Consider the following 5,794-nt stretch of genomic DNA (forward strand, 5'->3'; position numbering starts at 1 on the left):
GGACGTGGGGCGCGAGGGCGGGGAGGCGCTGGCGCGGTTCATGGAGACGGGTGGGGCGCTCGACGAGCACCTCGCCGATCAGATCCTCCTGCCCGCCGCGCTGCTGGCCGCCGGGCGCCTGGGGCCGGCGTCACCGGGCACCACGCGCTTCACGGCGGCGCGAATCACCGACCACCTCACCACCCACGCCCGCGTCGTGGAGCGCTTCCTTCCCGTGCGCGTCACGGTGGAGGCGGGAGGTTCGGTGGAGGTCCGGCCCGTCTGACGTCCGGGCCGAAGGCGGCTCAGGCGGCTTCGTCGTCGCCGCGGTTGGAGCCGAAGGTGTTCTGCCCGGCGATGGTCTTGGACGTGTTCCGGTAGGCGCGGAGGCCGAAGGGCACGGCGACCACGAACACGAGCCCCGCGAGGCCCACGGCCATCCACGGAATCGGCTTCTGCTTGAGCTGGACGTCCTTGCCGTAGGAGTTGAGGTTGTTGCCCATGGCGCGCTGCTTGGCCGCCTCACGCTCCTCGGCGGTCATCTCGCGGGGGGCCTGGAACTCCTGGACCTGCTTGCGAGGTTGGGCCAGCGCGGCACCACCCGAGCTGAGCGCGAGGACGAGGAGCATCCGGGGAACGAGGTATCGCATATGGCCGGGGAGGCTATCACGACCCAACGGAAGGACTGAACAGGGCTTGCGCCCCGAGTGAGCGTCCATTACGGGCCGGAGACCCACATCTCCACTCCGGACGCCATGCTGCGCCTGCCCTTCATCGTCCTCGCCAACCTGTACCTCCTCCTGGTCTCCCTGCTGGGCGCCCCCTTCCGGATGATGGCCGCCAGCCACCGGCCCGCCTACGTCCGCTTCCGGCTGACGGGGGACCCGCCGTACCGCGAGCGCCGCCGCCGCCGGTTGCAGCTGGGGGGAAGCCGACCCGAGCCCGCGGATGTCACGTCCGTGGAGCGCCTGCGCGAGTCGTTGGAGCTCCTGGCGAAGGACGGCCGGGTGAAGGGCATCCTCCTGGAGGTGGAGGACCTGGCCGTGCCTGCGGCGAAGCGGGATGCGCTGGTGGCGGTGCTGACGGCCTTCCGGGCCCAGAAGAAGCGGGTGGTGGGCTGGGCGGTCCACGTGGACAACGAGGGGTATGCCCTCCTGTGCGCGGCGGACGAGGTGCTCCTGCCCCCCATGGGCCGCGTGGAGCTGGTGGGCTACGCCGCCGAGGCCACCGCCCTGGGCGAGGGCTTGTCGCGCGTGGGCATCCGGCCGCAGTTCGTCCGGCGCGGGGACTACAAGACGGCGCCGGAGCTCTTCACTCGGCCCGCCGTTTCGGACATCCAGACGCGGACGGTGGAGTCGTTCCTGGATGAGCGCTATGCGGACCTGGTGGACGTGGTGGCGCGAGGGCGGAGGAAGGCGCCGGAGGAGGTCAGGGCGCTGATTGACCAGGGGCCCTTCAGTGCTCGCCGGGCGCTGGACGCGGGGCTGGTGGACGCGCTGGTGAGCGAGGCGAACCTCCCCGCGCACCTGGGGCTGGTGAAGCCGGGGGACGGGGAGGAGGAGACGGAGCTGGAGCCGATGGCGACGTACCTGTCCACGGTTCCATTCCCGCCGGTGCGGTGGAAGCGGCTGCGGCGGAACCCGCGCGTCGCGGTGGTGCCCGTGTCGGGAATCATCATCCCGGGCAAGGGGGGCAGCGGGAAGATGGCGAACGCGGAGACGGTGGTGAAGGCGCTGCGCGCGGCGGGGCGGGACAAGCGCTCCAAGGCGGTGGTCGTCTACATCAGCAGTCCAGGCGGGACGCCGATGGCGTCGGAGCAGATGCTGGAGGCGGTGCAGCGGGTGGCGCGGAAGAAGCCCGTCATCGCGTACATGGACCGGGTGTGCGCCAGCGCGGGGTACATGGTGGCGGTGGGCGCGAAGGAGATCTGGTCCGCGCCGCACGCCATGGTGGGCTCGATTGGCGTCTTCGCTGGCAAGTTCGACGTGTCCGGGCTGATGGAGAAGCTCGGGGTGCACAAGACGGTGCTCGTCCGAGGGCGGAACGCCGCCATGCTCTCGTTCTCGCGGGGCTTCACGCCGGAAGAGGAGGCGACGCTGGAGGCGGAAGTCGAGGAGATGTACCAGGCGTTCCTCGACATCGTCGCGAAGGGGCGGGGGCGGACGAAGGAGGAGATTCACCAGTTGGCGGAGGGCCGTGTGTACTCGGGCGTGCGCGGCAAGACCGTGGGGCTGGTGGATCAGGTCGGGGGCTTCGAGGAGGCCTGCCGCTACGCGCTGTCGCTGGCGAAGGCGCCTGCGGCGGAGCGGTTCGAGATCATGACCTATGGCGCGCCCAAGCAGCGGGTGAATGTGTTGAAGCTATTGATGGGGGCGTCCCATGCACAGACGTATGCGCTGTGCCCCACGGCGTTGAGCCTGAATGGGCTGGGTGGCGCGGAGGCGTTTGAAGACAGCGCGCGCTTCGGGGTGGCCGACGTGGTGGGTAGAGTGTTGCCTGATGACCAGTGGCCATTCGGGGGCTGACGGGCGCGAGCGGTAGACTGGAGGGATGCTGACGGCACTCGCGTTGCTGACCGCATCCTGTCTGGCCCAGGCGGAGACGAAGCTGCCGTTCGTCACGAGCCTCCACTTCGAGAATGACGTGCTCGCCAAGAGCGACCGGCTCTACACGAACGGCGTCCGCGTCGAGCACTTCGGGGAGTACGACGGGTGCCGAGGGTTGGCGCGGACGCTCGGGCTGCCGGGCGGGGTGCAGCACCGGTACCTGTGTGGTGGCACGCTGGCGCAGAACATGTACACGCCCAGCCGGATTGTTCCCTCGCCGGAGCAGGAGGTGTTCCCGGACCCGAACGACCGGCCCTACGGAGGCTGGCTGCACGGCGGCATCCTCTTCCAGCACCTCTATGCGGGGAGGGCGCCCGCGGACTCGTCGAGGCTGACGCTCCAGGCCACGGTGGGCGTCACGGGCCCGGCGTCCGGGGCGGCGCAGACGCAGCGGGGGCTGCACCGGGCGTTGAACAACCTCTTCGGGCACACGGTGGCAAGGATTCCGGTGGGTTGGGAGAAGCAGCTTCCGACGGAACCGGCGTTCCACTTCTCCGCGCTTCGCGAGCAGCCGCTGCTCTGGAGCCCCGTGGTGGACGTGACGTGGTCCGCCGGGGCGATGCTGGGCACGGTGTTCGTGAACGCGAGCCTGGGAGGGACGGTCCGTGTGGGCTATCTGGCCCGGCCGTATGGTCTGGCGCCCATCATGCCGTCCGTGGTCAAGGCGCTGGAGGCGCAGCGGGCGCCGGGGGAGGACGCCTCGAAGCTGATGGCCATCCGGGACGAGCGCGCCTGGGAGGCCTACCTGTACGCCCGGGGGCAGGTGAGGGTGGTGGCGAGGAACCTGTTCCTGGATGGCACGCTCTTCCGGCCGAGCCTCAGCGTCCGGAAGGCGCCCATCGTCGGGGACAGCGAGTTCGGCGCGGCCTTCCGCACGGGCGGGTTCCAGTTCGGCCTGGGCATGGTCTTCCGCTCCCAGGAACTGGCCGACCCGCCCAACCCGCTCCTGTCAGGGCACCGATTCACCCAGATTCAGTTGTCGTACTTGCACTGAAGTCTGGGTGGTGAGTGACTCACACAGTGAGTCCGGCGCGAGTGCCGTCAACTATCGGCTGTGCCTCCTCGTCAGGGACGGCGTGCTTCGCTTTCCTTGGGCGCCGCCAGAGTGGAGGTCCCCAACGCCTCGGGGTTCACCCCCGTCAGAACGTCTTCCTTGATCTCTACCTTCGTTTTATCTCGCAATGACTGGACGAGCGTGTCGAGTGCCTTGGCCCGGCGCTCCGAATCCAGCCGCTGAACGATACGACCCTTCACCTGGTCGAACTTCTGCTCGATCCCCACCTGGCGGGCTTGCAGCATGAGCAGGTGAACGCCGGCATCCGTCTCGATAGGGGACGAAAGCTGCCCGACGGCCTTGAGCGTGAATGCGGCATCCGCGAGGGTAGCGCCTCCGGAGGCGCTCAATTCGTCTCGCGTGCGGAACCCGAGGTCGCCACCCTGCGCCTGGGTGGTGGTGTCCTGGGAATGCGTCCGGACAGCCGCATCGAAGGCTTGCTGTACGCTCCCCCCGCGCTGTATATCTTCGGAAAGTCGTGTTGCCTGTGCAAGTGCTTTCGCTCGCTCTGGACTGCCCCGAGGGGCTTTCAGGAGCAGTTGACTGACGCGGACCCGTGCTGGCTTGACGAACTCAGCAAGGTTCGCCTCGTAGTAAGCGTGAGCTCTCTCATCGCTCACAGTCGCATCTTCGCTAGACTCCGTGTGTGCCTTGACCAGCCGCTGAACCATGACTTTTTCGAGCATGGCAAGGACTTCGGGATCTGAATCCATGCCACGTCGTCTGGCTTCCTGGACTAGCAGTTCAAACCGAACAAGGTTGTCCAGGAACTCTCTCTTCTTCTCTTGAGAGGCATAACGGGTGCGGACGAAGGCTGGCTGCTCGGCAAGCTTGGCTTCGAATTCTTGCTGCGTGATGTTGCCGTCGCCGACAACTGCAACGACAGGTCCTTCACTTTTCTGAGGGCTTGCTGGCTTTCCTCGATCGCACCCACCCACACCCAGCGTCAAAGATACGGCCAGCGAGGCCGTTCCTACCCACCGAAACTGCCTGACCATCGAGCACTCCACCCTGAAGACTGCACCCAGCGGACTTTTGTCCGAATCCAGTGCAATTGAATGTCAACTATCCGCTACCGGACAACTGCCTTGCGATCTTTCTCACGTATAGAGTAAATCGCCAGTTGGACGAAATAGCGGGTACGAAAGCACGATGAAACGCCAGCAGGCGCTGTGGAAGTGGATCTGTCTCTTCAGCCTGCTTGGCGCACCGGCGTGCGAGCGGTCCGCGCCGGCTCCAGCCGGGCCAGCTGCGAACGTCGTCGCTCGCTTCAAGGGCGGTACGGTCACCCGAGAAGAGCTTCTTCGCGAAAGTCAACGGCTACCGCCCAACCTGCGAGCGCGCTTCGAGCAGGGAACGGGGCGCGAAGAGTTCATCCGCGCGATGGTCGACAAGCGACTGCTGGCGCTCGAAGCCGAGCGGCGCGGGTTGACCCAGGATTCGGAAATCCGCCGTCAGGTTCGCGAATTGGAAGAGCGGCTGACCATCCAGGCGATGTTGGCGCAGGAGGAAAAGACCGTTGGTGCGCCCTCGGACGCGGAGGCTCGGGCGCACTATCAGGCGAACCTCGAGCGTTTCGCGCAGCCGGAGCGCCTTCGGATGGCCCGAATCCTGGTGTCGGTCTCTCCGGGCAGTCCTCGTGCGGCACGGACGGAGGCCCGGCAACGTGCGGACGCCTTGCGCCGGCGCATCATCGCGGGGGAGCCCGTTGCGAAGGTCGCGGCGGCAGGCGAGGGGCCGGAGCGGACGCGTGGTGGGGAACTGGGGCTGCTTTCTCGCGGTGAGTTCGGTAGCGCGGCCTTGGAAAAGGCGGCATGGGCGCTGACTCGGCAAGGCGAGGTGACGCCCGTGATCGACGATTCGGCTGGGGCTGTCATCCTGGTGCTCCTGGAACGTCAGGCCCCGCGTGTGCCGCCCTTTGAAGAAGTTCGCGAGGCAGTGCTGGGGCAGATGGCACCCATGGCCCAGCGGCGTGTCTTTGAGCAGGTGTTGGCGCGGTTGCGTGCGGAGGCCTCGGTCGAGTTGCCAGAGCAAGGCGCTTCACCGTCAGCGGGCGCCGATACGGTGTCCCAGCACTGACGTATTCGGGGTGGTGGTCGTGGGCTCGTGGCAGCGACGCGCCGCGGGTGGGCTTCGTCGGATTAGAGGGGGAGCT

6 protein-coding genes are annotated in these 5,794 nt (G+C 67.4%); 4 read left to right on the forward strand and 2 right to left on the reverse strand.

The genetic code is table 11. The features are described 5' to 3' along the window. Positions 1 to 265 (forward strand): RNA 3'-terminal phosphate cyclase (locus tag HV824_RS11600; RefSeq protein WP_303623418.1); only part of this gene is annotated, 265 nt, incomplete at its 5' end. A gap of 19 nt (positions 266 to 284) precedes the next feature. Here HV824_RS11600 and HV824_RS11605 read toward each other — a convergent pair. Next, the gene (locus tag HV824_RS11605; protein WP_176421411.1) at positions 285 to 608 is read right to left on the reverse strand and encodes a hypothetical protein; all 324 of its coding nucleotides are present in this window, start codon (positions 606 to 608) and stop codon (positions 285 to 287) included. A gap of 78 nt (positions 609 to 686) precedes the next feature. Here HV824_RS11605 and sppA point away from each other — a divergent pair, with 78 nt between their 5' ends. Further along, positions 687 to 2,504 carry a signal peptide peptidase SppA gene (sppA, locus tag HV824_RS11610; RefSeq protein WP_176421405.1) on the forward strand — a complete coding sequence of 606 codons (1,818 nt, stop codon included), beginning with the start codon at positions 687 to 689 and terminating at the stop codon, positions 2,502 to 2,504. Between the two features lie 25 nt (positions 2,505 to 2,529). Beyond that, complete coding sequence (locus tag HV824_RS11615; protein ID WP_176423286.1) at positions 2,530 to 3,579, forward strand: lipid A deacylase LpxR family protein; 1,050 nt, start codon at positions 2,530 to 2,532, stop codon at positions 3,577 to 3,579. A gap of 71 nt (positions 3,580 to 3,650) precedes the next feature. On the opposite strand, the gene HV824_RS11620 is transcribed toward HV824_RS11615, so the two are convergent. Next, a complete protein-coding gene (locus tag HV824_RS11620) occupies positions 3,651 to 4,637 on the reverse strand; it encodes a peptidylprolyl isomerase (protein ID WP_176423287.1) in 987 nt (328 codons plus the stop codon). Between the two features lie 154 nt (positions 4,638 to 4,791). Between HV824_RS11620 and HV824_RS11625 the strand changes: the two genes are divergently transcribed. Further along, a complete protein-coding gene (locus tag HV824_RS11625; RefSeq protein ID WP_176423288.1) occupies positions 4,792 to 5,718 on the forward strand; it encodes a peptidylprolyl isomerase in 927 nt (308 codons plus the stop codon). Positions 5,719 to 5,794: the final 76 nt, after the last annotated feature.

It is taken from the genome of Myxococcus sp. AM009 (assembly GCF_013372605.1).
In the GTDB taxonomy this organism is placed as follows: Bacteria; Myxococcota; Myxococcia; order Myxococcales; family Myxococcaceae; genus Myxococcus; species Myxococcus vastator.